This window comes from Actinoplanes sp. NPDC051405 (assembly GCF_055586185.1).
In genome coordinates this window covers 132750-157752 of the sequence record NZ_JBVJIR010000005.1, presented here as the reverse complement: position 1 = coordinate 157752, position 25003 = coordinate 132750, and the positions used below count along the sequence as shown (strand labels likewise).

24 protein-coding genes and 1 pseudogene are annotated in these 25003 nt (G+C 72.1%); 13 read left to right on the top strand and 12 right to left on the bottom strand.

The features are described from left to right. Window positions 1–12: 12 nt before the first annotated feature. From valS to ACZ6S4_RS13375, 3 genes are read left to right on the top strand one after another with little or no spacing between them, the layout of a single operon-like run. Window positions 13–2538 carry a valine--tRNA ligase gene (gene valS / locus ACZ6S4_RS13385; RefSeq protein WP_465475191.1) on the top strand — a complete coding sequence of 842 codons (2526 nt, stop codon included), beginning with the start codon at window positions 13–15 and terminating at the stop codon, window positions 2536–2538. A gap of 59 nt (window positions 2539–2597) precedes the next feature. After that, entirely contained in the window at window positions 2598–3191 is a 594-nt protein-coding gene (locus ACZ6S4_RS13380) for a hypothetical protein (protein ID WP_465475190.1), read from the top strand. A gap of 5 nt (window positions 3192–3196) precedes the next feature. Further along, entirely contained in the window at window positions 3197–3745 is a 549-nt protein-coding gene (locus ACZ6S4_RS13375; RefSeq protein WP_465475189.1) for a hypothetical protein, read from the top strand. A 53-nt stretch (window positions 3746–3798) separates the two neighbouring features. Here ACZ6S4_RS13375 and ACZ6S4_RS13370 read toward each other — a convergent pair whose 3' ends face one another. Next, entirely contained in the window at window positions 3799–4590 is a 792-nt protein-coding gene (locus ACZ6S4_RS13370; RefSeq protein WP_465475188.1) for a hypothetical protein, read from the bottom strand. A gap of 53 nt (window positions 4591–4643) precedes the next feature. On the opposite strand from ACZ6S4_RS13370, the gene ACZ6S4_RS13365 reads away from it, so the two are divergent. Beyond that, on the top strand, window positions 4644–5798 hold the full coding sequence (locus tag ACZ6S4_RS13365) for a DNA recombination protein RmuC (protein WP_465475187.1): 1155 nt from the start codon (window positions 4644–4646) through the stop codon (window positions 5796–5798). On the opposite strand, the gene ACZ6S4_RS13360 is transcribed toward ACZ6S4_RS13365, so the two are convergent. Continuing rightward, complete coding sequence (locus tag ACZ6S4_RS13360) at window positions 5769–6803, bottom strand: 4-hydroxy-3-methylbut-2-enyl diphosphate reductase (protein ID WP_465475396.1); 1035 nt, start codon at window positions 6801–6803, stop codon at window positions 5769–5771. The genes ACZ6S4_RS13365 and ACZ6S4_RS13360 overlap by 30 nt on opposite strands. 102 nt (window positions 6804–6905) lie before the next feature. On the opposite strand from ACZ6S4_RS13360, the gene ACZ6S4_RS13355 reads away from it, so the two are divergent. Genes ACZ6S4_RS13355 through ACZ6S4_RS13340 form a run of 4 tightly spaced genes read left to right on the top strand, consistent with a single transcriptional unit; the run spans window position 6906 to window position 9426 of the window. Further along, a complete protein-coding gene (locus tag ACZ6S4_RS13355) occupies window positions 6906–7427 on the top strand; it encodes a hypothetical protein (RefSeq protein ID WP_465475186.1) in 522 nt (173 codons plus the stop codon). A 54-nt stretch (window positions 7428–7481) separates the two neighbouring features. Beyond that, the gene (locus ACZ6S4_RS13350) at window positions 7482–7982 is read left to right on the top strand and encodes a hypothetical protein (protein WP_465475185.1); all 501 of its coding nucleotides are present in this window, start codon (window positions 7482–7484) and stop codon (window positions 7980–7982) included. Window positions 7983–8002: 20 nt separating this feature from the next. Next, complete coding sequence (xseA, locus tag ACZ6S4_RS13345) at window positions 8003–9226, top strand: exodeoxyribonuclease VII large subunit (protein WP_465475184.1); 1224 nt, start codon at window positions 8003–8005, stop codon at window positions 9224–9226. Continuing rightward, complete coding sequence (locus ACZ6S4_RS13340) at window positions 9223–9426, top strand: exodeoxyribonuclease VII small subunit (RefSeq protein ID WP_360545302.1); 204 nt, start codon at window positions 9223–9225, stop codon at window positions 9424–9426. The genes xseA and ACZ6S4_RS13340 overlap by 4 nt, the downstream gene beginning before the upstream one ends. 3 nt (window positions 9427–9429) lie before the next feature. Here the strand turns inward: ACZ6S4_RS13340 and ACZ6S4_RS13335 are convergent, their stop codons facing one another. Then, the gene (locus ACZ6S4_RS13335; RefSeq protein ID WP_465475183.1) at window positions 9430–10002 is read right to left on the bottom strand and encodes a DUF4245 domain-containing protein; all 573 of its coding nucleotides are present in this window, start codon (window positions 10000–10002) and stop codon (window positions 9430–9432) included. A 96-nt stretch (window positions 10003–10098) separates the two neighbouring features. On the opposite strand from ACZ6S4_RS13335, the gene glpX reads away from it, so the two are divergent. Together glpX and ACZ6S4_RS13325 are read left to right on the top strand one after the other, a co-directional pair. Beyond that, on the top strand, window positions 10099–11124 hold the full coding sequence (gene glpX, locus ACZ6S4_RS13330) for a class II fructose-bisphosphatase (RefSeq protein ID WP_360817348.1): 1026 nt from the start codon (window positions 10099–10101) through the stop codon (window positions 11122–11124). 65 nt (window positions 11125–11189) lie between these two features. Continuing rightward, window positions 11190–12092, top strand: coding sequence for a DMT family transporter (locus ACZ6S4_RS13325; protein ID WP_465475395.1), 903 nt, complete (start codon window positions 11190–11192; stop codon window positions 12090–12092). A gap of 89 nt (window positions 12093–12181) precedes the next feature. Here the strand turns inward: ACZ6S4_RS13325 and ACZ6S4_RS13320 are convergent, their stop codons facing one another. The 4 genes from ACZ6S4_RS13320 to ACZ6S4_RS13305 all read right to left on the bottom strand — a co-directional run bounded on the left by ACZ6S4_RS13320 (window position 12182) and on the right by ACZ6S4_RS13305 (window position 16290). After that, window positions 12182–12847, bottom strand: coding sequence for a rhomboid family intramembrane serine protease (locus tag ACZ6S4_RS13320; RefSeq protein ID WP_465475182.1), 666 nt, complete (start codon window positions 12845–12847; stop codon window positions 12182–12184). Between the two features lie 60 nt (window positions 12848–12907). Beyond that, entirely contained in the window at window positions 12908–13699 is a 792-nt protein-coding gene (locus ACZ6S4_RS13315) for a S1 family serine peptidase (RefSeq protein ID WP_465475181.1), read from the bottom strand. Window positions 13700–13774: 75 nt separating this feature from the next. Then, window positions 13775–14491 (bottom strand): aggregation-promoting factor C-terminal-like domain-containing protein, encoded by a 717-nt coding sequence (locus ACZ6S4_RS13310; RefSeq protein ID WP_465475180.1) that lies wholly within the window; start codon window positions 14489–14491, stop codon window positions 13775–13777. Window positions 14492–14877: 386 nt separating this feature from the next. Next, on the bottom strand, window positions 14878–16290 hold the full coding sequence (locus ACZ6S4_RS13305) for a PhoH family protein (protein WP_465475179.1): 1413 nt from the start codon (window positions 16288–16290) through the stop codon (window positions 14878–14880). A 259-nt stretch (window positions 16291–16549) separates the two neighbouring features. Here ACZ6S4_RS13305 and otsB point away from each other — a divergent pair, with 259 nt between their 5' ends. After that, window positions 16550–17392 (top strand): trehalose-phosphatase, encoded by an 843-nt coding sequence (gene otsB, locus ACZ6S4_RS13300; protein WP_465475178.1) that lies wholly within the window; start codon window positions 16550–16552, stop codon window positions 17390–17392. Here the strand turns inward: otsB and ACZ6S4_RS13295 are convergent. Beyond that, a complete protein-coding gene (locus tag ACZ6S4_RS13295; protein ID WP_465475177.1) occupies window positions 17336–18244 on the bottom strand; it encodes a LysR family transcriptional regulator in 909 nt (302 codons plus the stop codon). The two genes, otsB and ACZ6S4_RS13295, sit on opposite strands and share 57 nt — an antisense overlap. A 69-nt stretch (window positions 18245–18313) precedes the next feature. On the opposite strand from ACZ6S4_RS13295, the pseudogene ACZ6S4_RS13290 reads away from it, so the two are divergent. Continuing rightward, window positions 18314–19105 (top strand): annotated as a pseudogene (locus ACZ6S4_RS13290) (EamA family transporter); the annotation flags it as partial. Between the two features lie 37 nt (window positions 19106–19142). Here ACZ6S4_RS13290 and ACZ6S4_RS13285 read toward each other — a convergent pair. From ACZ6S4_RS13285 to ACZ6S4_RS13270, 4 genes are all read right to left on the bottom strand, one after another. Further along, on the bottom strand, window positions 19143–19913 hold the full coding sequence (locus ACZ6S4_RS13285; RefSeq protein ID WP_360545320.1) for an isoprenyl transferase: 771 nt from the start codon (window positions 19911–19913) through the stop codon (window positions 19143–19145). A gap of 31 nt (window positions 19914–19944) precedes the next feature. Beyond that, window positions 19945–21072, bottom strand: a complete 1128-nt coding sequence (locus ACZ6S4_RS13280) for an NAD(P)/FAD-dependent oxidoreductase (protein WP_465475176.1) — start codon at window positions 21070–21072, stop codon at window positions 19945–19947. A 103-nt stretch (window positions 21073–21175) separates the two neighbouring features. After that, window positions 21176–22039 (bottom strand): hypothetical protein, encoded by an 864-nt coding sequence (locus ACZ6S4_RS13275; protein WP_465475175.1) that lies wholly within the window; start codon window positions 22037–22039, stop codon window positions 21176–21178. A gap of 55 nt (window positions 22040–22094) precedes the next feature. Further along, window positions 22095–23900, bottom strand: a complete 1806-nt coding sequence (locus tag ACZ6S4_RS13270) for a phosphoenolpyruvate carboxykinase (GTP) (RefSeq protein ID WP_465475174.1) — start codon at window positions 23898–23900, stop codon at window positions 22095–22097. Window positions 23901–24208: 308 nt separating this feature from the next. Between ACZ6S4_RS13270 and ACZ6S4_RS13265 the strand changes: the two genes are divergently transcribed. Continuing rightward, a complete protein-coding gene (locus ACZ6S4_RS13265; RefSeq protein WP_465475173.1) occupies window positions 24209–25003 on the top strand; it encodes a sigma-70 family RNA polymerase sigma factor in 795 nt (264 codons plus the stop codon).

Here is a 25003-nt window from a genome sequence, read left to right as displayed (position 1 = left end):
TACGCTGGCCGCATGACGGAGCCTGCAAGCGGCCGGATGCCCGACCGCCCGACCCTCGACGGACTGGAAGACAAGTGGGCCGCCCATTGGGAGGCCGAGGGGACCTACCGGTTCGACCGGTCGGTAGCCGAGCGGGCCAACGTGTACGCGATCGACACCCCGCCGCCGACCGTTTCCGGTGAGCTGCACATGGGGCACGTCTTCTCCTACACGCACACCGACACCGTCGCGCGGTTCCAGCGGATGCGGGGCAAGGCCGTCTTCTATCCGATGGGCTGGGACGACAACGGGCTGCCGACCGAGCGCCGGGTGCAGAACGTCTACGGCGTCTACTGCGACCCTTCGCTGCCGTACGACCCGCAATGGCAGCCGCCCGCCGCGCCGCCCAAGCAGCCGCTGCCGGTTTCGCGGCGGAACTTCGTCGAGCTGTGCGGCCGGTTGACCGTCGAGGACGAGAAGGTCTTCGAGGCGTTGTGGCGGCGGCTCGGGTTGTCGGTCGACTGGGCGTTGACGTACACGACCATCGGCGCGCGGGCGCAGGCCGTCTCGCAGCGGGCTTTCCTCGACAACCTGGCCCGTGGCGAGGCGTACACGTCGGAGGCGCCGACGTTGTGGGACGTCGGGTTCCGTACCGCTGTCGCGCAGGCCGAGATCGAGGACCGGGAGCGGCCCGGGGCGTACCACCGGTTGCGTTTTCACGGCCCGGACGGGCCGGTCGAGGTCGACACGACCCGCCCGGAACTGCTGCCCGCCTGCGTCGCGCTGGTCTGCCCGCCCGAGCATCCGCTGGCCGGCACCACCGTGCGCACGCCGCTGTTCGATGTCGAGGTGCCGGTGCGGGCCCATCCGCTGGCCGAGGCCGGCAAGGGCACCGGTGTCGCGATGGTCTGCACCTTCGGCGACCTGACCGACGTCATCTGGTGGCGGGACCTGCAGCTGGAGACCCGGGTGGTGCTCGGCCGCGACGGCCGTTTCCTGGCCGACCGGCCGCCGGGCGTCCCGGCCGCGGCGTACGCGCAGTTCGCCGGGCTCACGGTCAACGCCGCCCGCCGGGAGATGGTCCGGCTGCTCACCGAGACGGGTGACCTGCTGGGCGAGCCGCGGCCGATCACCCATCCGGTCAAGTTCTACGAGCGGGGCGACTCGCCGCTGGAGATCGTCACCAGCCGGCAGTGGTTCATCCGCAACGGCGGGCGCGACGCTCAGCTGCGGGACGAGCTGGTGGCCCGCGGCGACGAGCTGACCTGGATCCCGCCGCACATGCGGCACCGCTACGACCACTGGGTCAACGGCCTGACCGGGGACTGGCTGGTCAGCCGGCAGCGGTTCTTCGGCGTGCCCGTGCCCATCTGGTACCGGCTCGACGACGCTGGCGAGCCGGACCATGACAAGCTTCTCATACCGGATGTTTCAGCGCTGCCGGTCGACCCTTCCTCGGAGTGTCCGCCGGGCTTCACCGAGGAGCAGCGCGACGTCCCCGGTGGCTTCACCGCCGACCCGGACGTCATGGACACCTGGGCCACCTCGTCCCTGACCCCGCAGATCGTCGGCGGCTGGGGCAGCGACGACGACCTCTTCCGACGCGTCTTCCCGATGGATCTGCGGCCGCAGGGCCAGGAGATCATCCGGACCTGGCTGTTCTACTCGATCGTCCGGTCGCACGCCGCGCACGGCACGCTGCCATGGCGCACCGCTGTGCTCTCCGGCTGGATCCTCGACCCCGACCGCAAGAAGATGTCCAAGTCCAAGGGCAACGTCGTGACGCCGATGGACCTGCTGGTGCAGAACGGCGCCGACGCGGTGCGTTACTGGGCCGCCAACGGGCGCCCCGGCGCCGACCTGGCGTTCGACCCGGCACAGATCAAGGTCGGCCGGCGGCTGGCCACCAAACTGCTCAACGCGTCGAAGTTCGCCCTCGGGCTGGGTGCGGCGGACGCGCTGCGGCGGCCGGTCACCGCGGACCTGGACCGGGCGGTGCTCGCCCGGCTCGCGGAGGTCGTGCAGACGGCCACGGCGGCATTCGACGCGTACGACCACACGACCGCGTTGCAGGTGAGCGAGGCGTTCTTCTGGACGTTCTGCGACGACTACATCGAGCTGGTCAAGGACCGGGCGTACGCCGAGGGGCCGGGCGGCGACTCGGCCCGGGCCACGCTGGCGGCCGGGCTGTCCGTGCTGCTGCGGTTGTTCGCGCCGTTCCTGCCGTACGCGACCGAGGAGATCTGGTCGTGGTGGCGCTACGGCTCGGTGCACACCTCGACGTGGCCGACGACGTACGAGCTGACCCGCGTCGCGCCGGACGGCGATGCCACCCTGCTCGACCTGGCCGGGGACGCCCTGCGTCAGGTCCGCCGGGCCAAGTCGGACCGCAAGCTGTCGATGAAGGCCGACGTGCCCCTCGCCGAGGCCCTGGGCCCGGCGGAGGTGCTGGACCGGCTCGCGCTGGTCGAGGACGACCTCAAGGCCGCGGGCCGGATCGCCAAGCTCGACCTGCTGCCCGGCCGCACGACGGAACTGGTGATCGCCAGCGCCTTCTGAAGGGTGGCGCGGGCACCGTCCTATGTATAACGGTCCGGCGGCGCGGGTACGGACCGAGCATGACCGGAGACGACCCGATTCCGGACCGGGACCGGCTCCGCGCCGCCTCGGTCGCGCACACCCGCCGGGCCGTCAAGCGGGCCGCGATCGTCACGGTGGGCTTCTTCCTCGCGTTCGTCGCCGTCGTATTTATCACGGTCGACGACATGCGCTCCCGCGACGGCGCCCTCGCCGTGGTGGTCGGTCTGGTCATCCTGGCCGCCGCGGCCCTGCTGGGGCTGGGCGTCCTGCGAGCGCAGGCCCGGAACCCGGCGCTGGTGCCGTCCGCTGACCCCGGCAGCCGCGCAGCCGTCGAGTTTGCCCTGCGTACCGGCCGCACGGACGACGCCCGGATCGACGCGCTGGCCCGGGAGAGCGCACAGCGCACCCTGCGCCGGCCATGGCAGGTCTGGGCCCCGGCCTTCTTGGTGCTGCTGGAGGGCCTGGTGACGGTCACCCAGCTCATCAGCCGCGATTGGTGGCAGGCCCTCTTCTTCGGCGTCTTCACGGCCGGCTTCGCGGTGCAGACCGGCCGAGGGGTAGCGGATCTGCGCCGCCGGCGGGACTACCTTCGGCAAGGCCGCCCGGTGGACGCCGCCGACACGGCAGCATAGGGGTCATGTCGATCCCGCCCGACGAGGTCGAGCCCCCGGCCGACGACGCGGTGCTCTTCCGCTCGTCGCCGTGGCGCACGTTCGCCCTGCTGGCCGGCACCCTGCTGGTCGCCTACGTCGTCGTGTCCCCGCTGGTCGCGCTCATCCTGGGCGCCCCGGACGACCCGTGGTGGTCCACGCTCGCGCAGGGCGCGGTGATCGCCGTCCTGGTCGCCGGGGCCTACTCGCTGTCGGCCCGTTCCGCGCTCAGCACCTGGGTGCGCGCGTCCTCGGGCGGCCTGGAGCTGGCCGCCCAGGGCAGCGACCCGGTGCTGCTGGCCTGGCCGGACATCGATCACGTGGTGGTACGCCGGGACGGTTTGCGCACGGTGCTGGACGTGACCCCGGTCGACCTGGACCGGGTGCACCCGGTGTCGGAGGAGGACGAGGGCTGGCCGGCGATCCGTGACGACGACGCCGATCCGCAGGGCCGGCCGGCCTTCACCGCGGACCTGACCCAGGTGTGGCCGGGCCCGCGGGCGCTGCGCCGGGAGCTGGCCCGCCGCATGCACTGAGGCGTGGTCACCGCCGGCGATGACCACCCCTCAAAGCTCAGACATCGCCGCGCTCAGAAGTCGCCGCCGCCGAAATCTCCACCGCCGAAGTCGCCGCCGCCGCCCCAGTCGCCGCCACCGCCGCCGAAATCGCCGGCCTGGGTGGAGTCGCCGCCGAGGTCGCCACCGCCGTCCCCGCCCGCGTCACCCCCGGCCGCGTCCTGGAAGCCGTCCTGGTAGCCGTCGCCGTAGCCCATGTCGCCGAAGCCCGGCGAGAGCAGCGCGTCGAAGATCAGCATGCCGCCGAGCACGCCCGCGCCCGCACCCAGCGCCGTCTTCCAGACCGGCGTCGAATACCAGCCCGACGGGACCGGCCGGCCCTGCACCCGGCCGCCCGGGTAGTAGTACGGGGTGTCCGGACCCGGCTGCGGGCCCGCCTTGTACTGGTGTCCCTGGACGTTGACCTCGCGTTCGCGGGTGAGCTGACCGGCGCCCTGCGCACTGGCCAGCGGCGGCAGGTCGGGACCCGGGTCGATGCCCATCGCCAGCCGGGCCGCGCGTACGTACGCCAGTCCCTCCAGGGCCGACTCGCGGGCCAGCTCGAACTGGCGCACCGACCTGGCCTGCTGCAACTGCCCACCGGCGGCGTTGTAGCGCTCGCTCGCGTCGGCCAGCGCCTGCCGGGCCGCCGGGTCGTCGCCGTGCAGGTTCATCACCTGCCCGCCGAGCCGCTCGTACCAGCGCTGGGCCTCGGCGCGGGCGTCCTCCAGCCGGCTCTGCTCCCGCGCCGCGCCGCTGCGCCGGGTGAGCATGACGACGACCAGGACAACGGCAATGACGAGAACCAGAAGCAGCAACACCTTCATGTCTCGACGGTACCCTCGCCGATCTCGTCGTACCCCTCTGGCAAGCTCCGAGGGTGACCTTCTCGACGCTCGCCGTGGTGCTCATCTGTCTGGGGGTCGGCGCCGCACTCGGCTGGTCGGCCGCCCGGCTGCGGGCCGCCACCGACATCGCCCGGCTCGAGGCCACCCTGCAGGCCGGCCGGGACGGTGAGGGCCGGCTGGAGCAGTCCCTGCGGTCACTGTCCTACGAGGCGACGGCGCAGTCCCAGGAGGCGGTGGCCCGCGCGGTGGCGCCGCTGCACGAGACGCTGCGCCGCTACGAGCAGCGGGTGACCGAGCTGGAGCGCGACCGCGTGGACGCTTACGCCGAGCTCCGGGAGCAGGTCCGCTCGATGGGCGCGGTCTCCGGCGAGCTCCGCACCGAGACGAAACAGCTGGTCGCAGCGTTGCGCGCGCCACAGGTGCGGGGCCGCTGGGGCGAGCATCAGCTGCGCCGCATCGTCGAGGCGGCCGGGATGCTCGATCACTGCGACTTCAGCGAGCAGGTCACCGGGGCCACCGACCACCAGGGCGTACGCCCCGACATGCTGGTGCGGCTGCACGGTGGACGTTCGGTGGTGGTCGACGCGAAGGCGCCCTTCGACTCGTACCTGTCCGCCATGGAGGCCCGGGACGAGCGCACCCGCGACTCCCACCTCGACCAGCACGCCCGGGTGCTGCGCGGGCACGTGGACGCCCTGTCGGCCAAGGCGTACTGGACGGCCTTCGACCAGACGCCGGACTTTGTGGTGCTCTTCGTGCCGGCCGACCCGTTCCTGGACGCGGCCCTGCAGCGCGACGCCACCCTGATGGAGCACGCGTTCAGCCGCAACGTGGTCCTGGCGACCCCGGCGACCTTGATCGCGCTGCTGCGCACGGTGGCCTACTCGTGGCGGCAGGAGGCGCTGGCCCGCAACGCGCTGGAAGTGCACAGTCTCGCCCGCGAGCTCTACGGCCGGCTGGCCACGCTCGGCGATCACGTGGGCAAGCTGGGCAGCTCGCTCAGCGGCGCCGTGACCGCCTACAACCGCGCGGTCGGGTCGCTGGAGTCCCGGGTGCTGGTCAGCGCGCGCAAGCTGGCCGAGATGGGCGTCTCGGACGAGGAGCTGGCCGTGCCGGCCCAGGTCGAGCTGACCCCGCGCCAGCCGCAGGCACCGGAGCTACTCGACGACAGCCGTGGCCTTTTTTAGCGCGGCGGCCGCCTTCATGTCGCGGCGCAGCTCCTGCGGCAGCGAGAAGGTCAGCCGCTCCTCGGCGGTGGTGAATTCGGTGACCTCGCCGAAGCCCCGGTCGGCCAGGTGCGCGAGCACCTCCATGACCAGGTCGTCGGGCACGCTGGCGCCCGAGCTGACCCCGACGGTGGTCGCGCCGGCCAGCCACTCGTCCTGGATCTCGGCGGCGTAGTCGACCAGATGGCCGCCCCGCGCGCCGGCACCGAGCGCCACCTCGACCAGTCGCACCGAGTTCGACGAGTTGGTCGATCCCACCACGATCACCACGTCGCACTCCGGGGCGATCTCCTTGATCACGTGCTGGCGGTTCGACGTGGCGTAGCAGATGTCGTCGCTGGGCGGCGACTGCAGCAGCGGCAGCCGGGTCTTGAGCCGGGCGACGGTCTCCATCGTCTCGTCCACCGACAGCGTGGTCTGAGAGAGCCAGACGACCTTGGCCGGGTCCCGGACCACGACGTTCTCCACGTCGTCCGGCCCGTCGACGAGCTGAATGTGCGCCGGGGCCTCGCCCGCGGTGCCGATGACCTCTTCGTGCCCCTCGTGCCCGATGAGCAGGATGTCGTAGTCGTCGGCGGCGAACCGCTTCGCCTCGTGGTGCACCTTGGTGACCAACGGGCAGGTCGCGTCGATCGCCTTGAGGTTGCGCTCGCGGGCTTGCTCGTGCACCTCCGGCGCGACGCCGTGGGCGGAGAAGACGACGGTCGACCCCTCGGGGACCTCCTCGTTCTCCTCCACGAAGATCGCACCGCGGCTCTCCAGCGTGGTGACGACGTGCTTGTTGTGCACGATCTGCTTGCGCACGTAGACCGGGGCGCCGTAGAGCTTGAGCGCCTCCTCGACGGTCTGCACGGCGCGGTCGACACCGGCGCAGTAACCCCGCGGCTTGGCGAGGAGCACGCGCTTGCGTCCTGGGCTGATCGGGTCGGCAGTCACCCGGCCATGGTACGTGCCCCCGGCCGCCATCAGCAGGCGTGCGACGGGCGCCACAACCCGGCGACCGGCCCGGCCGGCGCCGCCACGGCCTGAGCCACGGGTGATCACGCGCCCGCGCGGCATACTCGTGCGGTGGATGCGACAAGCAAGACGATGCGGGACCGGGCCGGTGCCGCCGTACGGGGTGTGCTCGGCGCGGTGAGCCTCGTCGGCGGCCTGACCTGGATCCTGCTCAACCTGGGCGCGCCGAGGCCGGTGACCGACATGATCGTCGGCGTCGTGCTGGCGGTCGGCGGCCTGGTGCTGCTCATGCCGCACCGCGTACCCCTGTCCGGCCGGACCACCACGGCGGCGACGATCGGGGCCGCGGTGGCGGGCACCCTCGGTGGTTGCCTCGCCGAGAGCACCCAGCTCGGCGGAATGTACGTGTATCTGGCCAGCCGGGGCTGGCCGTCCGCCTGGATCGCCCGGGCCGGCTCCGGTGGCGACCCGGCGACCGCCCGGCAGGTGGCTGAGCAGTCGCGCTGGCAGCTCGACGCGGTCAACCTGGCCGCCGACCTGTACTTCTGGGCTTTCGTGGGACTGCTGCTGGTGACCGCCGCCGGGCTGGCCCGCCGGCCCGCGCGGACCCCGGAGCCCGCCCTCGTCCCATGATCGACAAGACCTGTTTCCGCACGTAGCACGATCGCCGGGCGCGATACTCGGGCGATGAGCGCCGTGGGCGACGCCGGTGCACCCACCGAAGCGCCGGGGCTGTGGGTTTCTTTCGGCGGTGGCCTGCGGCTGCTGGTCGGCTGGTTCAGCGTGGCCATCGCGATCCTGAACCTGCTGGTCGACATGGACCACGCGCCGGACCGGGCGTACCTGCTGTTCCACGCCATGCTGCTGGTCGGCGGATCGCTGCTGATCTCGCTCGGCTGGAGCGCCGCCGGCACCGGACCCGCGGGGTGCTCGGCCGGCGCAGCGCTGCTGGTCGGCGGGATGCTGTTCAGCGCGCTGCCGGTCATCGACGCGGTGTGCTGCATGACCACCTTCTCGGTACGCCACGGCTACCCGTTCACCTTCCTGGCCCGCAACGACGGCGGCGGCTGGCACGTCGACAGTCGGCACCTGCTGGCCGATCTGCTGTTCTGGGCGTACGCGGGTCTCGTCCTGCTGGTCCTGCTGGCGCTGGCGCGCCGCGCCACCCGGCACCGCGCCGGGGGGTGAACCGCCCGTAGGCTGGCCCGGTGAGTCAGCCCGAGCAGCCCGCGAAGTCGAGCGCCGAGGAGCCCTGGCCGGTCCGGGTGGTCAGCCAGAAGATCGGCGCCTGGGTCGCCAAGCTGGGCTGGGTGTGGGTCGACGGCCAGGTCGCGCAGATCAGCCGCCGTCCCGGCGCCAGCGTGGTGTTCCTGACCCTGCGGGACCCGTCGGCCGACCTGAGCCTGACCGTCACCGCCCACCGCGACGTGCTCGACGCCGGTGCACCCGAGCTCGCCGAGGGCGCCCGGGTCACGCTGCACGCCAAGCCCGAGTTCTATCCGGCCCGGGGCTCGCTGAGCCTGCGCGCCGACGAGATCCGTCAGGTCGGCCTGGGTGAGCTGCTGGCCCGGCTGGAACGGCTGAAGAAGCTGCTCGGCGCCGAGGGCCTGTTCGCCCGGGAGCGCAAGCGCCGGCTGCCGTTCCTGCCGCAGCGGGTCGGCCTGATCACCGGGCGGGCTTCCGCGGCGGAACGCGACGTGCTGATGAACACCCGCCGGCGCTGGCCGTCCGTGGACTTCCGGGTGATCAACGTGCCGGTCCAGGGGCCGACCGCGGTGCCGCAGATCATCGACGCCCTCAAGGTGCTGGACAACGACGACACGGTCGACGTGATCGTGCTGGCCCGCGGCGGGGGCAGCGTCGAGGACCTGCTGCCCTTCTCCGACGAGGCGCTGTGCCGGGCGGTGTTCGGCTGCCGTACGCCGGTGGTCAGCGCGATCGGGCACGAGACGGACGCGCCGCTGATCGACTACGTGGCCGACGTACGCGCGTCCACCCCGACCGACGCGGCCAAACGGATCGTGCCGGACCTGGGCGAGGAGACCGCACTGATCGAGCAGGCCCGCCGCCGCCTCGACCGCGCGGTGATCACGCTGGTCGACCGCGAGACGCACCGGCTGGAGTCCTGGCGGTCCCGGCCGGTGCTGGCCCGCCCCGAGGTCCTGGTGGACCAGCGGGCCGCCGACGTGACCGGCCTGCGGGACCGGGCCACACGAAGCCTGGACCAGCGGCTGCGCCGCGCCGAGGACGACCTGCGGCACACCCTGGCCCGGCTGCGGGCACTGTCGCCGCGGGCGACCCTGGAACGCGGGTACGCGATCGTGCAACGGGCCGACGGCCATGTGGTCTGCGCGGCCGGCGAGGTGGAGACGGGAGACGTTCTCCGGGTACGGCTGGCCGACGGCGAGCTTCGAGCGGGAGTGCAGGAATGACGGACGAGAAACTCACTTACGAGCAGGCCCGTACCGAGCTGGCGACAGTGGTGGAGCGGCTGGAGCAGGGCGGCAGCTCGCTCGAGGAGTCACTGGCGCTGTGGGAGCGCGGCGAGAAGCTGGCGGACGTCTGCCAGCGCTGGCTCGACGGCGCCCGCGAGCGGATCGAGGCGGCCCGCGCCGCCCGGACCGACAGCTGACGGTCAGCGCAGCGACGAGGCGAAGCTCTCCAGGCTCTTCGACTCCGCCTTGCCGACCACGATGATCGTGCGGCCCTTGTCCAGCAGCAGCAACGCGTTCTCGCCCTTGCGGGCCTCGTAGCGCTGCCAGGTGCGGGCGCCGTCGCTGTAGGTGCTGACGCCCTTGGGGTCGGCGCCCAGCTCGACCGGGAGCAGCTTCTCCGTCGGGACGCTGCTCTCGACGAGCAGGAGCGGGTCGTCGTCCGGGTCGACGTAGCCCAGGCGCAAGGTGGCGCCGTCGGCGTCGCGCTTGAAGGTCGCGCTCACCGTGTGCCAGTCGTCGCCCAGCCCTTGCGGCACGACCACCGGGAAGACGGCGGCACTGCGCGCCTGCTGGATCGTGGACTCGGCGTTCTCGACGCTGATCGGCTTGTCGCCGTCCAGCACGACCCGGTAGAAGAGCAGCAGCAGCACGATCGGCAGCAGCAGGATGCCCAGCGACAGCGCCATGTCGCGCGGGGACCGGCCACCACGCTTGCCGGCGGTCACTGGCTCGGCGGCGGTTTCGGGCGCGGGTGCTGCTTCAGGGGTGGCCACCTCTCCATTGTTAACCATGTCGCGGACACGGGACTTGGCGCATATCCGCGTGTGAGGATCTGTGCACCACACCCGCACCGTCGCGAGGAGGCCCCCATGCCCGTAGCGCAGAACCCGCAGGATCTCGACCGCAACATCGCCCTCGATCTGGTCCGCGTCACCGAGGCCGCCGCCATGGCGGCCGGCCGCTGGGTCGGCCGGGGCGACAAGGAGGGCGGCGACGGCGCCGCCGTCGACGCCATGCGCAAGCTGATCAACTCGATCCAGATGCGGGGCGTCGTCGTGATCGGCGAGGGCGAGAAGGACAACGCCCCGATGCTGTTCAACGGCGAGGAGGTCGGCGACGGCACCGGGCCGGAGGTGGACGTGGCGGTCGACCCGGTCGACGGCACGACGCTGATGAGCAAGGGGATGCCGGGCGCGGTCGCGGTGCTGGCCGTCGCCGAGCGGGGCGCGATGTTCGACCCGAGTGCCGTGTTCTACATGGAGAAGATCGCCGTCGGGCCGGACTGCGCCGACGTCATCGACATCAACGCGGGCGCGACCGAAAATCTGCGCCGCATCGCCAAGGCGAAGCGTTCCAGCGTCTCGGACGTGACCGTCTGCATCCTGGACCGGCCGCGGCACCAGAAGCTGGTCGAGGAGGTCCGCGCGGCCGGCGCGAACATCAAGTTCATCTCCGACGGCGACATCGCCGGGGCCATCTCGGCGGCGCGCACCGAGTCGGACGTCGACGTGCTGATGGGCATCGGCGGCACCCCCGAGGGCATCACGGCGGCGTGCGCGCTGAAGTGCCTCGGCGGCGAGATCCAGGCCAAGCTGTGGCCGCTCGACGACTCCGAGCGGGAGAAGGCCCTGGCCGGCGGGCACGACCTGGACCGGGTGCTGACCACCGACGACCTGGTCACCGGCGACAACTGCTTCTTCGTGGCCACCGGCGTGACCAGCGGCGACCTGCTCAAGGGCGTGCGCTACCGGGCCGGGGGCGCGCACACCCAGTCGATCGTGATGCGTTCCAAGAGCGGCACGATCCGGGTCATCGACTCTTACCACCGGCTGGAGAAGCTCGCGCTGTACTCGGCGGTGGACTTCGACGGGCACCTGCCGACGGTGCGCGAGTGACCCGGACCTCGGCTGCCCCACCCGCGGTCTCGACCGCGCGCCGGGCCGGCGGGGCGGGTCTCGCGATGATCGCGGGGACCGCCCTGGCCGTGCAGTCGAGGGTCAACGGCGAGCTCGCGGTACGCCTGGCCGACCCGATCGGCGCCGCGACCATCTCGTTCGGCTCCGGCCTGCTGGTGCTGGCGGTGCTCGTGCCGCTGCTGCCGGCCGGCCGGGCCGGGCTCGGCCACCTGCGCGCCGCCCTGCGCGAGGGACGCATCCGGCCCGGGCAGTGCGTCGGCGGCATGTGCGGCGGTTTCCTGGTCGCGACTCAGGGCCTGACCGTCCCGACGCTGGGCGTGGCCGTCTTCATCGTCGCCCTGGTCGCCGGCCAGTCGTCGAGCAGCCTGCTGGTGGACCGGGCCGGCGCCGGACCGGCCGGGCCGCAGCCGGTGACCACCCCGCGGCTCGCCGGGGCCGTGCTGACCGTCTGCGCGGTGCTGCTGGCGGTCGGCGACCGGATCGGGCATCCCAGCGCCCTGGCGCTGGCGGTGCTGCCGCTGGTGGCGGGGCTGGGCATCGCCTGGCAGCAGGCCGTGAACGGCCACGTCCGGGCCGTCTCCGGCAGCGCGCTGGTGGCGGGTCTGGTCAACTTCTTCATGGGTACGGCGGTACTGCTGATCGCCTTCGCGGTGTCGGTGGCCGTGCGCGGCTTCCCGGCCCGGGTGCCCGAGGGTCCGTGGTGGCTCTACGCCGGCGGAACCCTCGGCATCGTCTTCATCGCACTGGGCGCCGCGGTCGTGCGCTACACGGGCGTGCTGCTGCTCGGCCTGGGCATGATCGCCGGCCAGGTCACCGGCGCGCTGCTGCTGGACGAGGTGGTCCCGGGCGACGCCGGCCGCCCGGGATGGAACACGGTGCTCGGCGCGGCCCTGACCTTGGCCGCGGTGGCAGTGGCGGTCCTGCCGACCCGGCGCAGCCGAGCCTGACCTACCGGCCCGGCCCGGAGCGGCCCGGCTCGGCGCCGCCCGGCGCGGCCGGCCCGGCCCGGAGCGGCCGCCCGGCGCCGCCGGCCGGGTCAGATGTCAGTGAGGGTCGTGCTGCCCGGGTCGTAGAGGGCGGGCGCGGGCCGCGGCCGCTTCCGGCGGAAGATGATCGCCGCGAGCACGCCGCTGAGCAGGCCGAGCAGGTGGCCCTGCCAGGAGATCGGCTGGTCGGTCGGGAGCACGTTGTAGAGCTGGTACCAGTACAGCAGCCCGATGAACGCCGCCACGCCCAGATTCCACCAGCTGCGTTCCACGAAGCCGCGGGCCACCAGCAGTCCCAGGTAGCCGAAGACGACGCCGCTGGCGCCGACCACGACGCTTCTCGGATCGCCGATGATCCAGACGCCGAAGCCGCTGACCAGCACGATCACCAGGGTCGACCAGAGGAAGCGGCGAATGCCGCCGGCCAGGGCGAAGGTGCCGACCAGGATCAGCGGGATGCTGTTGCCGTACAGGTGATCCCAGCCGGCGTGCAGGAACGGGCTGAAGATGACGCCGTCCAGGCCGTCGATGCGGCGCGGGATGATGCCGCCCGCCACGTCGAGCCGGCCGGCGCCGAGGCCCACGTCGATCGCCTCGATCAAGAACAGCACCGGGATGACCGCGCACATCGCCACGAAGGCACGGCCGATGGAGGCGAAGAACGCCTCCGTGCCGAATCGCGCGGCCTGATCCTCGCGCTCGCCGGGGTAACTCATCCCCCGATGGTTGCCGATGGACGCCAGCGACGCCAACTCGGTGTGGCGGATCGGACGCGCTCAGCTCAGCTTGCGGGTCGCCGCCCGGATGTCGTCCTGGAACTTCGACACCTGTGTGTAGACGCCCGGGTAGTTCCGCCGGGCACAGCCGAGACCGAAGCTGACAATGCCGACCTGCACCCAGCGGTGGTCGGCGCGCTGGTGGACCATCGGGCCGCCGGAGTCGCCCTGACAGGTGTCGACCCCCTGGCCGGCGGCGCAGATCGCCTCGTTCTGGACGAGTTCGACCCCGACCTTGCGGTACGCCTTGGCGCACTGCTTGTCGCCGATCAGAGAGACGGTGGCGTAGCGCAGCTTGTGCTGCTGGCGCATCGAGGCCTCGCTGGTCTGACCCCAGCCGAGGATGGTCATCGGGCCGGTCTCGTCGAGGCCGCCGCGGCCGAGCTCCAGCACCGGGAGGTCGAGCTTGCGGTCCAACTTGACCAGCGCCCAGTCGTCACCGCGGGTCTCGTCGCGGAAGCCGTCGGCCCGTACGACGGCGACCGAGCGGGCGTTGATCGCGGCGCCGGACTTGAGGTCGGTGGTTCCGGCGATCACGCCGATCGTGTCGTCCTTGCCGGTGCCGGTGACACAGTGACCGGCGGTGAGCACCACACCGGGTGCGGTGAGCACACCGCCGCAGCCCATCGAGAGGCGCACCATCCAGGGGAACCGTCCGGCCGGGGCCAGGTTGCCGCCGACGACCTCGCGGACCGGCTCGGTGTGGTCGGCGGCCCGGACGGCTGTCTGACTGCCGGACAGCACGAGGGCGAGCACCCCGAGCACGAACCCCGATGCGACTTTCCGGACCATCTGGTCATTTGATCACGGCCGGTGACGGCAAAAGGGGTACGCGCCGAAGCGCGTACCCCTTTTGTCACGCTGGGATCAGTACCAGCCCGTGTTCTGCGAGTGCGACCACGCGTTGCACGGGGTGTTGTAGCGGCCCTCGATGTAGCCGAGGCCCCACTTGATCTGGGTGGCCGGGTTGGTCTTCCAGTCCGAGCCCTCCGACGCCATCTTCGAGCCCGGCAGGGACTGCGGGATGCCGTACGCGCCCGAGCTGGGGTTGGCGGCCTTGTGGTTCCAGCCGCTCTCCTTCTTCCACAGCTTGTCGAGGCACGGGAACTGATCGATCTTGAAGCCCGCGCTGAGCATCAGGGCGCAGCCGGTGGCCCGGTTGCCGCTGTACTCGTCGCAGGAGGCCGGGATGTCGCCGGTGTAGGGCACCGTGCCGCCGCCCGAACTGGACGAGGACTCGGCCTTCTTGGCCTCCGCCGCCTTCTTCTCGGCGGCCTTCTTCTCGATCAGCTTCTTCTCGGCGGTTCGGGCCTTGGCCGCGGCCGCCTTGGCCTCGGCGGCCGCCTTCGTGGCTGCCTCGTCCTCGGCCTGCCGCTGGTAGGCGCGCGCCGCCGCATGCTGGCTGTGCCGCTCCTTCAGGAGCTGCATCTCGGCCACATCGACCTGGGCGACAACGCCGGCCTGGGGGGCGCCCTGCGCCTGGACTTCCTGGTCCTTGCCGAGGTAGACCCCGCCGATCACGCCTGCCACGAGCAGGCCCACCGAGGCCACACGGATTCCGACCCGGCTCCAGAGCCGATTCACGAAGTATCCCTTCGTCGGGGGCAATGACGCGGCCGGAATTCACCGGGACGAATCCCGGCGAGGCTTCCCGCCGCGAGCATCGACGACCCCTCAAGGCCGTGCGACCCGGCGGCTTCCGCCGGTCACGGTGACCCGCCAGATCGATGTCCGACCGGCCGGGGCACGCGAGTGATGCTCGCCAGCCACCATGGCGCACGGTGAAGTGGATGTGAAATGACGACGCGCACCTGTGAAATGAATCACAGGGCGTTTAGGCGTTATTCCGGGCAAAAGCCCGCCATTTCTCGCACTTTCGAGGTAGCCAATACCTCACTTTATGTAGTTGACCTCATTCGCAGCGTGAGGCGGGAACCCGGTGGATTCCCGCCTCAGCCGACTGCGGAGCGTTACTGCGGAATGTCTTCGAGCAGATCGGTGACGACCTCTGCGATCGGCGAGCGCTCGGACCTCGTGAGGGTGACATGGGCGAAGATGGGATGACCCTTCAGCGCCTCGATCACCGCCGTCACGCCGTCGTGCCGGCCCACCCGCAGGTTGTCGCGCTGGGCGACGTCGTGGGTGAGGACCACCCGCGAGCCCTGCCCGATCCGGGACAGCACCGTCAGCAGCACGTTGCGTTCCAGCGACTGGGCCTCGTCCACGATCACGAACGAGTCGTGCAGGCTGCGGCCGCGGATGTGGGTCAGCGGCAGCACCTCGAGCAGGCCGCGGGCCATGACCTCCTCCATGACGTTGCCGTGCACGACCGCCCCGAGGGTGTCGAAGACGGCCTGGGCCCAGGGCGACATTTTCTCGGACTCGCTCCCGGGCAGATAGCCGAGCTCCTGGCCGCCCACGGCGTACAGCGGGCGGAAGACGACGACCTTCTTGTGGCGGTTGCGCTCCATCGTCGCCTCGAGACCCGCGCACAGCGCCAGAGCCGACTTGCCGGTGCCGGCCCGGCCGCCCAGCGAGACGATCCCGATCGACTCGTCGAGCAGCAGGTCCAGGGCGATCCGCTGCTCCGCCGAGCGGCCGCGCAGCCCGAACGCCTCCCGGTCACCGCGGACCAGCCGTACGGTCTTGTCCGGGTTGACGCGGCCCAGCGCCGAACCCCGCGCGGAGTGGATCACCAGGCCGGTGTGGCAGGGCAGGGCGTCCGCGTCCTCGAGTTCGAGCTCCTCACCCGCGTACAGCTGGGCGACCTGGTCCTCGCTCAGCTTGAGGTCGGCCATGCCCACCCAGGTCGGGTCGCTGGCCTGGCCGTGCCGGTACTCGTCGGCCGTCAGGCCGACGGACGCGGCCTTGACCCGCAGCGGCATGTCCTTGCTGACCAGCGTGACGTCGCGGCCCTCGGCGGCCAGCCCGAGCGCCACCGACAGGATCCGGGTGTCGTTCGAGTCGTTGCGGAAGCCCTGCGGCAGCACGCTCTGGTCGGCGTGGTTGAGCTCGACCCGCAGCGTGCCGCCCTCGTCGTTGCAGAGCACGGGCTGGTCCAGGCGGCCGAACTTGATCCGCAGCTCGTCGAGCATGCGCAGCGACTGCCGGGCGAACCAGCCGAGCTCCGGATGGTGGCGCTTGCCCTCCAGCTCGGAGATCACCACGAGCGGAATGATCACCTCGTGGTCGGTGAACCGGCGGAACGCCGCCGGGTCGGACAGCAGGACCGAGGTGTCCAGCACGAAGACCCGGCCGGCTGGGGCGGGCTCCGCGTCGGCGTGCCGATCGCGGGACGACCTGCGTCCCGTGCCGGTACGGCTGCTGGAGACGGTGGCGGCCGGGTCTTGCGAAGCCCCGGCGTCAGTACGGCGAGATGTCACAGGCCTGCTCCAGCGGGCGTGCAACCCGGTCCGCCCGCGGTCCGCCACGTCCGGCGCCCGTGCCTGGCACGGAGCCGGGATGCGGGGCCCCGTGGCGCTCTTGTCGCAGGTCCGGGCCGACCGGTTGGCCCGGGATGACCCCGTGCCATGACAAGAACGCTAGCGGTCAACTGCCACCGGCGGTAGTACCCGCTTGATCCGCCAATTCGGAGCGTCACGCCGACGTGCGATGGGCCGCACGGCAGGTAGGCTGGGACTTGTGCCTGAGTCCGAGCCGCACCCCGAGTCCGAACCGCAGCGGGCGCGCCCCACGCATCCCCTGAGCGCCGCCGAGGCGTGGCAGTTCACCGCCTCGCGGGCCGGGGACACGACTCTCTTCTTCGATTTCGACGGCGTGCTGTCACCCGTCACCGACGATCCCGACGCCTCCCAGCCCGTGCCGTCGGTGCTGGGCGTGCTCGAGGAGCTGGCCGGCGCGGTGGCCCGGGTGGCGATCGTCTCGGCCCGTCCGGTCAGCTTCCTGCGCTCGCGTTTCGAGTCGCTGGCCCACGTCGACCTCTACGGGCTCTACGGCCTGGAGGTGTGGCACGACGGCGCGGTCGTCACCGAGCCGGCCGCGCTGCCCTGGGTTCCCGCGATGGCGGAGCTGGCCGAGCGGGCCAAGGCCGAGCTGCCCGAGACGATCCTGGTGGAATACAAGCGCCTGTCGGTGGCCCTGCACTACCGCACCGCGCCGCAGCTGGCCCAGACCGTCGAGCGCTGGGGGCACGAGCAGGCCGAGCGCCTGGGCCTGCGGATCCAGGGCGGCCGGATGGTCGTCGAGCTGAAGCCGCCGGTCGACCAGGACAAGGGCATGGTGATCGGCGAAGGCGTGCTGGACGCGCGCTGCGCCTGGTATTTCGGCGACGACATGTCCGACATCAAGGCGTTCGACGCGCTGCGCGCCCGCGAGGCGGTCGACCCGGACTTCTTCGGCATGTGCGTGGCGGTGGCCAACCCGGAGACCGGCGCGGAGGTGTCCAGCGCGGCCGACCTGACGCTGGAGTCACCCGAGGCCGTCGCCGGCTTCCTGGCCGACGCCCTGCACGCCTTCCGCCGCTGACCAGCCGTAGGCGGTGCGGGCCAGGGCCAGCACCTCACCGAGCTGGGCCGGCGGGTCGTCGCGCCACCAGGCCAGCCGCACCGAGATGCGGGGTGCGTGGCGCAGCACCCGGTAGGCGACGCCGGGCCGCGGATACTGGTGCGCCGTCGCCTCGGCGGTGACCCCCACCGCCTGCCCGGCCGCGATCAATGTCAGCCATTCGTCGACCGCCGGCGTCTCTCGGACCGAGCGCGGCCGGGAGTCCGCCGGCCACAGTTCCAGCGTCGTCGTGCCCGTACGGGTGTCCATCGCCACGGTGAAACGCGACAGGTCCTCGATCCGCAGGGACCGGCGGCGGGCCAGGGAGCTGTCCGTGGCCACGGCGGCGTAACGGGACTCGCGGCCGATCTCGGCGGTGGTGAAGCGGGGGTCGTCGAGCGGGCGGCGGATGACGGCGAGGTCGGCCGTACCGTCGCTCAGGCCCGCGGTCGGGTCGTTGACCTGCACGAACACCAGCGGTACGCGGGGATGCGCCGCCGCCCAGGCCTTCTGCAACCGCCGGGTGTGCCGGCCCAGCGCCGCCCAGGCGTAGCCGACCCGCACCTCGGTGCGCGCGTCCGTGACGATGCGCTGGAGGTGAGCGATCTCCTCGAGGATGCGCCGGGCCTGGGCGACGATCCGGGTGCCGGTCGGGGTGAGGGCGACGTGCCGGGTGGTCCGCAGCAGCACCCGGGCGCCGAGGGCCTGTTCCAGGGCGGCGACCGAGCGGGAGACAGCCGCCTGGGAGACCCCGAGGGCCGTGGCCGCGTCGGTGAACGTACCGGCGTCGACCACCGCGACCAGCGCCCGGAGCTGGCGCACCCGCACATCCATACGGTCAGCGTATAGATCCGGCGGGCCGGTCATTTCCGTTCCCGGGCGGCGCCGCGAAGCCTGGATCGCATGAGATCTTCGCGGTTCGGTGGCCTGGCCACCATGCTCGCCGGCGCGGTCAGCAACCAGGCCGGCGCCGCGGTGGGGGCCCACGCGTTCGCCACCGCCGGGCCGGCCGGGGTGGTCGCGGTACGCCAGCTCGTGGCCGCCGCGGCTCTGCTGGCGGTGGCCCGGCCCGATCTGCGCCGCTTCACCTGGCCGCAGTGGTGGCCGACGCTGCTGCTGGCCGGCACGTTCGCGGTGATGAACCTGAGCCTCTACACGGCGATCGACCGGATCGGTCTCGGCCTGGCCGTCACGCTGGAGGTGCTGGGCCCGCTGACAGTGGCGCTGGCCGGCTCGCGAACCCGCTTCGACCTGGCGTGCGCCCTCGCGGCCGGGGCCGGTGTCTACGTGCTTGTCCGGCCCGGACCGGCCAGCGACTTCGCCGGGATCGGCTGCGCGCTGCTCGCGGCGGCCGGGTGGGCCGCGTACATCCTGCTCAACCGGGTGCTGGGAGCGCGGGTGCCGGGGATCCAGGCGACCGCCGCGGCGACCACTGTGTCGGCGCTGGGCTATCTGCCGGTGGCTGTGATCCTTGTCGCACAGGGGCGTTTCGGTGTCACCGGGCTGGCCTACGCCGGTGGTGCGGGGCTGCTCAGCTCACTGCCGTACGCGCTCGATCTGATCGCCCTGCGCCGGATCCCGGCGCGCTTGTTCGGGATGTTCATGAGCGTGCACCCGGTGCTCGCCGCCCTGGCCGGGTTGGTGCTGCTCGGTCAGGCGCTGCGCCCGCACGAGTGGGCGGGCATCACGATCGTGATCGCCGTGCTGGGGGTGAGCAGCCTCAGGACAGACCCTAAGCGCCGTAGCGGCGCTGGCGGCCCGCGTACGAGCGCAGAGCCCGCAGGAAGTCCGTCCGGCGGAAGTCCGGCCAGTTGGCGTCGTGGAAGTAGAACTCCGAGTGCGCCGACTGCCACAGCAGGAATCCGGACAGCCGCTGCTCCCCGCTCGTGCGGATGACCAGGTCGGGGTCGGGCTGTCCCTTGGTGTAGAGGTGCTCGGCGATGTGCTCGACGTCGAGGATCTCGGCCAGCTCCTCCAGCGTGCGCCCGGCCGCGGACTGCTCGTACAGCAGCGAGCGCACCGCGTCGGTGATCTCCCGGCGCCCGCCGTAGCCGACCGCGAGATTGACCTCTACACCCTCGACGCGGTCCCGGGTGCGCTCCTGCGCGGCCTTGAGCACGGTCGCCGTCGGGGCGGGCAGCACGTCGAGCGCGCCGACGATGCGCAGCCGCCACGGGTTGCCGTCCTCGGCCAGCTCGGTGGCCAGATCCTCGATGATCTTGACCAGCGGGTCCAGCTCGGCGGCGGGCCGCTGCAGGTTGTCGGTGGCCAGCAGATAGAGCGTCACGTGCTTGATCCCGGCCTGGTCGCACCAGCCGAGCAGCTCCTTGATCCGGACCGCGCCCACCCGGTGCCCGTCGTTGGGATCGACGTAGCCCATCTCGCGGGCCCAGCGACGGTTGCCGTCGCACATCACCCCGACATGCTGCGGCACCGGCCGGCCGGCGAGCTTGCCGGCGAGCCGTCGTTCGTACAGGGAATAGACCAGGGACCGCAGACTCATCCCCGCAAGCCTATCGAGAGCGCGCCGCGGCTCAAGAGGCCGCGTCACGCTTGTGCAGCATCGCGGCTCCGATGCGTCCGATCGTGCGAAGGTCGAAAACCCCGTCACCCAGGCCCAGGTCCACCATCCGGTGGAAAACCGCACCATCTCGGCGGGCGGCCCGGACCGCGGCGTCGACCACGAAGGGCCGTCGGGTCAGCAGCGCGGCGAAGCCCGAGTGGCGCAGATGCCGGCCGAGCCGGTCACCGAAGCCCGCGGCGTACCGCGCGGCGGCCCGCTGCGGACCGGCCGCGGCGGCCGCGCCGGCCAGCGCGCCGGAGAGCACGGCGTAGAAGATGCCCTCGCCGGTGAACGGGTTGATCAGCGACAGCGCGTCGCCGGCCAGCAGCACCGGGCCGCGGCCCGGCGGCGGCCGGTGGGTGGACAACGGCAGGTGGTGGGCCCGCAAGCCGGTCGGCGTGCCGCCGGGCAGGAGCTCCGCCAGCCGCTCCAACAGGTACGCCTTCGTGAGCGGCGTCCCCCGCAGAGTCTCCCCGTAGCCGACGTTGGCGCTGCCGTCCCCGATCGGAAACGACCACGCGTACGCGGGCCAGCGCGCACTCGTCGTCCGGATGAGCTGCTCGGTGCCGACCGCCGGGGCGTAACCGCGGATCGCGATGGCCAGGTGCCCGTCCGGGTTGACCGGGTGACCGAGCGCACGCCGTACCACCGAACCGGCGCCGTCCGCGCCGATCACCACCCGGGCCCGGATCCGGTCGTCGAGGGTGACGCCGTCCCGGTCGGGCCGGATGCTGCGCACGGCGTGCCGGCGCAGCTCGGCGCCCTGCGCGACGGCCGCACGCACCAGCCGCTCGTCGAACACCTTGCGCGGCACGGTATGGGCCGGGCGCGGCAGGGGCCGGGCCACCTCGGCGCCGCCGGGTGCGACCAGGCGCAGTCGTTCCACCGCCGGATATCCGTCGGTCACGCCGGTGACGCCGAGCTCCGCGAGCACGTCCACGGCGTCGGCGGCGATGCCGTCACCGCACGGTTTGTCGCGGGGGAAGTCGGCTTTGTCCAGCAGCAGCACCGACGCGCCGGCCCGGCGGGCGGCCAGCGCCGCGGCGGCCCCGGCGGGCCCGGCTCCGACCACCGCGACATCGACGCGCTCAAGGGTCATCCGCCCGGGCCCGTCCGGGACGCGCCACCGCTGGTGAGCATGCGCTCGTGCCGCTCGTGCCGCTCGTGCCACTCACCCGCGGAGCGGGACCGGGGCCGGGCCGTCATGCTGGTGCCGTCGCGGTGGCGGAGTCGGTGGTGGCGGCCGTGCGGCCGGCTCGCCACACCGCGTAGCACGCCAGCACCGCGGCGGCGACCAGCGGCGCCCCGTCGCGGATCAGTCCGTCCGTGCCGAGCAGCAGATAGCAGAGCGGCAGATCGATCACGAGCACGCCCACGCTGACCCAGACCATCAACTGCCGTGCCCAGGCCTTGCCGCGTTGCAGGAAGAAGGTGGTGAGCAGCACCGCGTAGCTGGCGCCGATGCCGACGAAGATCCAGAAGACCACCGCCAGGATGTACTCCGGCCGGCGGCCCAGCTCGCCGACCGAGATCACCGCCGGCACCAGGATCAGCGGGCTGTAGGTGAACGCGGCGACCCGCGCGGTGATCACCCAGGCCGCCACCGGTGGGCGGCGCGGCGCGGACTCGCGCCACTCCAGGCCCTTGCGGGTGGCCACCAGCTTGGCCGGATACCGGACCAGGTGGCCGCGCACGGTCGGGTGCCGGTAGAGCAGCACGACAACGGTGAGGCAGAGCGTGGTCAGCACGCCGAAGCCGACGAGGCCGGTCAGCGGCGGCACGCCGTCGCGCGGCACGATCAGGCGGCCGACGGCGAAGATGGTGGTGACGGCCAGGATGAGCCCCAGCGGCCGGGACACCGCGCGGCTGCGCCGCACGTGCCAGATCAGGATCAACCAGCCGAGGGTACGCAGCAGCGCCCAGCCGGTGCGGACCGCGAGCCCGAAACCCTGCTCGGGCGCGTACCAGAAATTGAGCAGCTCGACCCCGGCGGTCGCCGCCGCCGTCGCGACCAGCAGCCAGGTCAGCGCCCGGATGGCGGGCGGGCGGATGTCGAGCGTGGTCATGGGGCTGAAAGTACCCAGGCCGCGCCCGCCTCGAACGCGAGGCGGGCGCGGGGTGTCAGCCGGCGTTGAGGCGGGACTTCAGCGCGTCCAGTTCGGACCAGAGGACGGCAGGGAGTTTGTCGCCGAACTTGGCGAACCACTCCTCCACCTGCGGGATCTCGGCCAGCCACTCGTCGGTGTCGACGCGCAGCACGGCCTCCAGGTCGGCCCGGCTGATGTCCAGGCCGCTGACGTCGAGGGCGTCCGGGGTCGGCACGTGCCCGATCGGGGTCTCCACCGCCTCGCCGGTGCCGTCCAGGCGCTCCACGATCCACTTCAGGACCCGGGAATTCTCCCCGAAACCGGGCCAGAGGAAGCCGCCGTCGGCGTCGCGGCGGAACCAGTTGACGTAGAAGATCTTCGGCAGCTTCTCGGCGTCGCCGGAAGCGGCCTTGCCCATCTCGATCCAGTGGTTGAAGTAGTCACCGGCGTGGTAGCCGATGAACGGCAGCATCGCCATCGGGTCCCGGCGCACCACGCCGACCTGGCCGACCGCGGCGGCGGTGGTCTCCGAGGACAGCGTCGCGCCGAAGTAGACGCCGTGCACCCAGTCGCGGGCCTCGGTGACCAGCGGCACGGTCGTCTTGCGCCGGCCGCCGAACAGGATCGCGTCGATCGGTACGCCGCGCGGGTCGTCGTACTCCGGGGCGAGGATCGGGCACTGGTTGATGGGCGTGCAGAAGCGGCTGTTCGGGTGGCTGGACGGCGTGCCGGACTCCGGTGTCCAGTCGTTGCCCTTCCAGTCGATCAGGTGCGCGGGCGGCTCGCCCATGCCCTCCCACCAGATGTCGCCGTCGTCGGTGCGGGCCACGTTGGTGAACACGGAGTTGCCGCGCGCGAGGGTGCGCATGGCGTTCGGGTTGGTGTGCTCGTCGGTGCCAGGTGCGACGCCGAACAGGCCGTACTCCGGGTTGGTGGCCCACAGCCGGCCGTCCTCGCCGAAGCGCATCCAGGCGATGTCGTCGCCCACGGTCTCGACCTTCCAGCCCGGCAGGGTCGGCTCGAGCATGGCCAGGTTGGTCTTGCCGCAGGCCGACGGGAAGGCGCCGGCGATGTAGCGGACCTGCCCGGCGGGCGAGGTCAGCTTCATGATCAGCATGTGCTCGGCCAGCCAGCCCTCGTCGCGGGCGGCCACGCTGGCGATCCGCAGCGCGAAGCACTTCTTGCCGAGCAGCGAGTTGCCGCCGTACCCGGAGCCGAACGACCAGATCTCGCGGGTCTCCGGGAAGTGCGAGATGTACTTGGTCTCGTTGCACGGCCACGGCACGTCGGCCTCACCCTCGGCCAGTGGCTTGCCGACCGAGTGCAGGGCCGGCACGAAGTCCGCGTCGTCGCCCATCGCCTCGAGCACCGCGGCGCCCATCCGGGTCATGATCCGCATGGACGTGACCACGTACGCGCTGTCGGTGATCTCGACGCCGAACATCGGGTTGGGCGAGTCGAGCGGCCCCATGCAGAACGGGACGACGTACATCGTGCGACCGCGCATGCAGCCGCGGTACAGCTGCGTCATCGTCGCCTTCATCTCGGCGGGCGCGGTCCAGTTGTTGGTCGGACCGGCGTCGGCCGGGTCCACGGAGCAGATGAACGTGCGCTCCTCGACCCGCGCGACATCCCCGGGATCGGTACGGGCCCAGAACGAGTTCGGCCGCTTGCCGGGGTCGAGGCGGACCAGCGAGCCGGCGTCGACAAGCGCGTCGGTGAGCCGGGTCCATTCGCCGTCCGAGCCGTCGCACCAGACGACGCGGTCCGGCGTGGTCAGGGCGGCAACCTCGTCCACCCAGGTCAGGAGCTTGGTGTGAGCAGTGGGGGGCACTGACATGTGATTCCCTTCGGTCGGCACTGACCTGTGACGAAGCAGGCCGGAGGACCGGCCGCTGTCACGGGAGTCACATCAGCCTAAGCCGAGGGAACGTTCAGTTCATCGGTCAATCCTGTGGACAACCGCACAAACTTCGGCCGCGGTGCGCGATCACGACCGATTCTTCGCCGCTTGATGCACAAGCGAGCATCCGGGCGCCCGGCGGCCATCCCCGGCCCGGCAGTCGCCCGCTTTCACAAAACGGACGAAACGTCCTAAGCTTGCCGCTACTCGGGCTTTCCTCCCACTCCCGGCTACAGGAGGCAGGAATGACGATCCCGGCCGGCGACGGCGACGCCGACACAGACCTGCTCGCCGCCGTCCGCGCGGGCGACACCGCCGCGTACGGCGTCCTGTACCAGCGCCACCGGGCCGCCGCCCGGGCGCTGGCGTACGGCCTCGTGCACGACCCCGCCGACGCCGACGACCTGGTCGCCGAGACGTTCGCGAAGGTCCTCGCGAGCCTGCGGGCCGGGCGGGGGCCGCTGGTGGCGTTCCGCGCGTACCTGCACACGACCCTGCGGCACGTCTGCTACCACCGGGCGCGCCGGGACCGGCGGCTGGAGTTCACCGACGACCTGACCCGCTACGACGAGGGCGAGCCGTTCCTGGACCCCGCCCTCGACCGGCTGGAGCGCACCTATGCCGCGCGGGCCTTCGAGGCGCTGCCGGACCGCTGGCGTGACGTGCTGTGGCGTACGGAGGTCGAGGGAGCCAGCCCGGCCGAGGTCGCCCCGCAGCTCGGCCTCACCCCGAACGCCGTCGCCGTCCTCGCCCACCGGGCCCGGGAAGGCCTGCGCCGGCTCTACCTGCAGCAGCACGTGGCCGACGCCGATCCGCCCGAGTGCCGGTGGACCGGGGACCGGCTCGGCGGGCACGTCCGCGGCCGGATCGCTCCGCGGGTGGCCGTCCGGCTGGAGGCTCACCTGGCCTATTGCGCGGGCTGCCGGGGACGGCACGCCGAGATCACCGAGATCAATCAGCGGGGTCACCGTCCGTACAAGCAGCGGGACCACGCAGCGGTGGAAGGGTTAAGAGTCGCTCACGAAAACGGCGGACAGTGA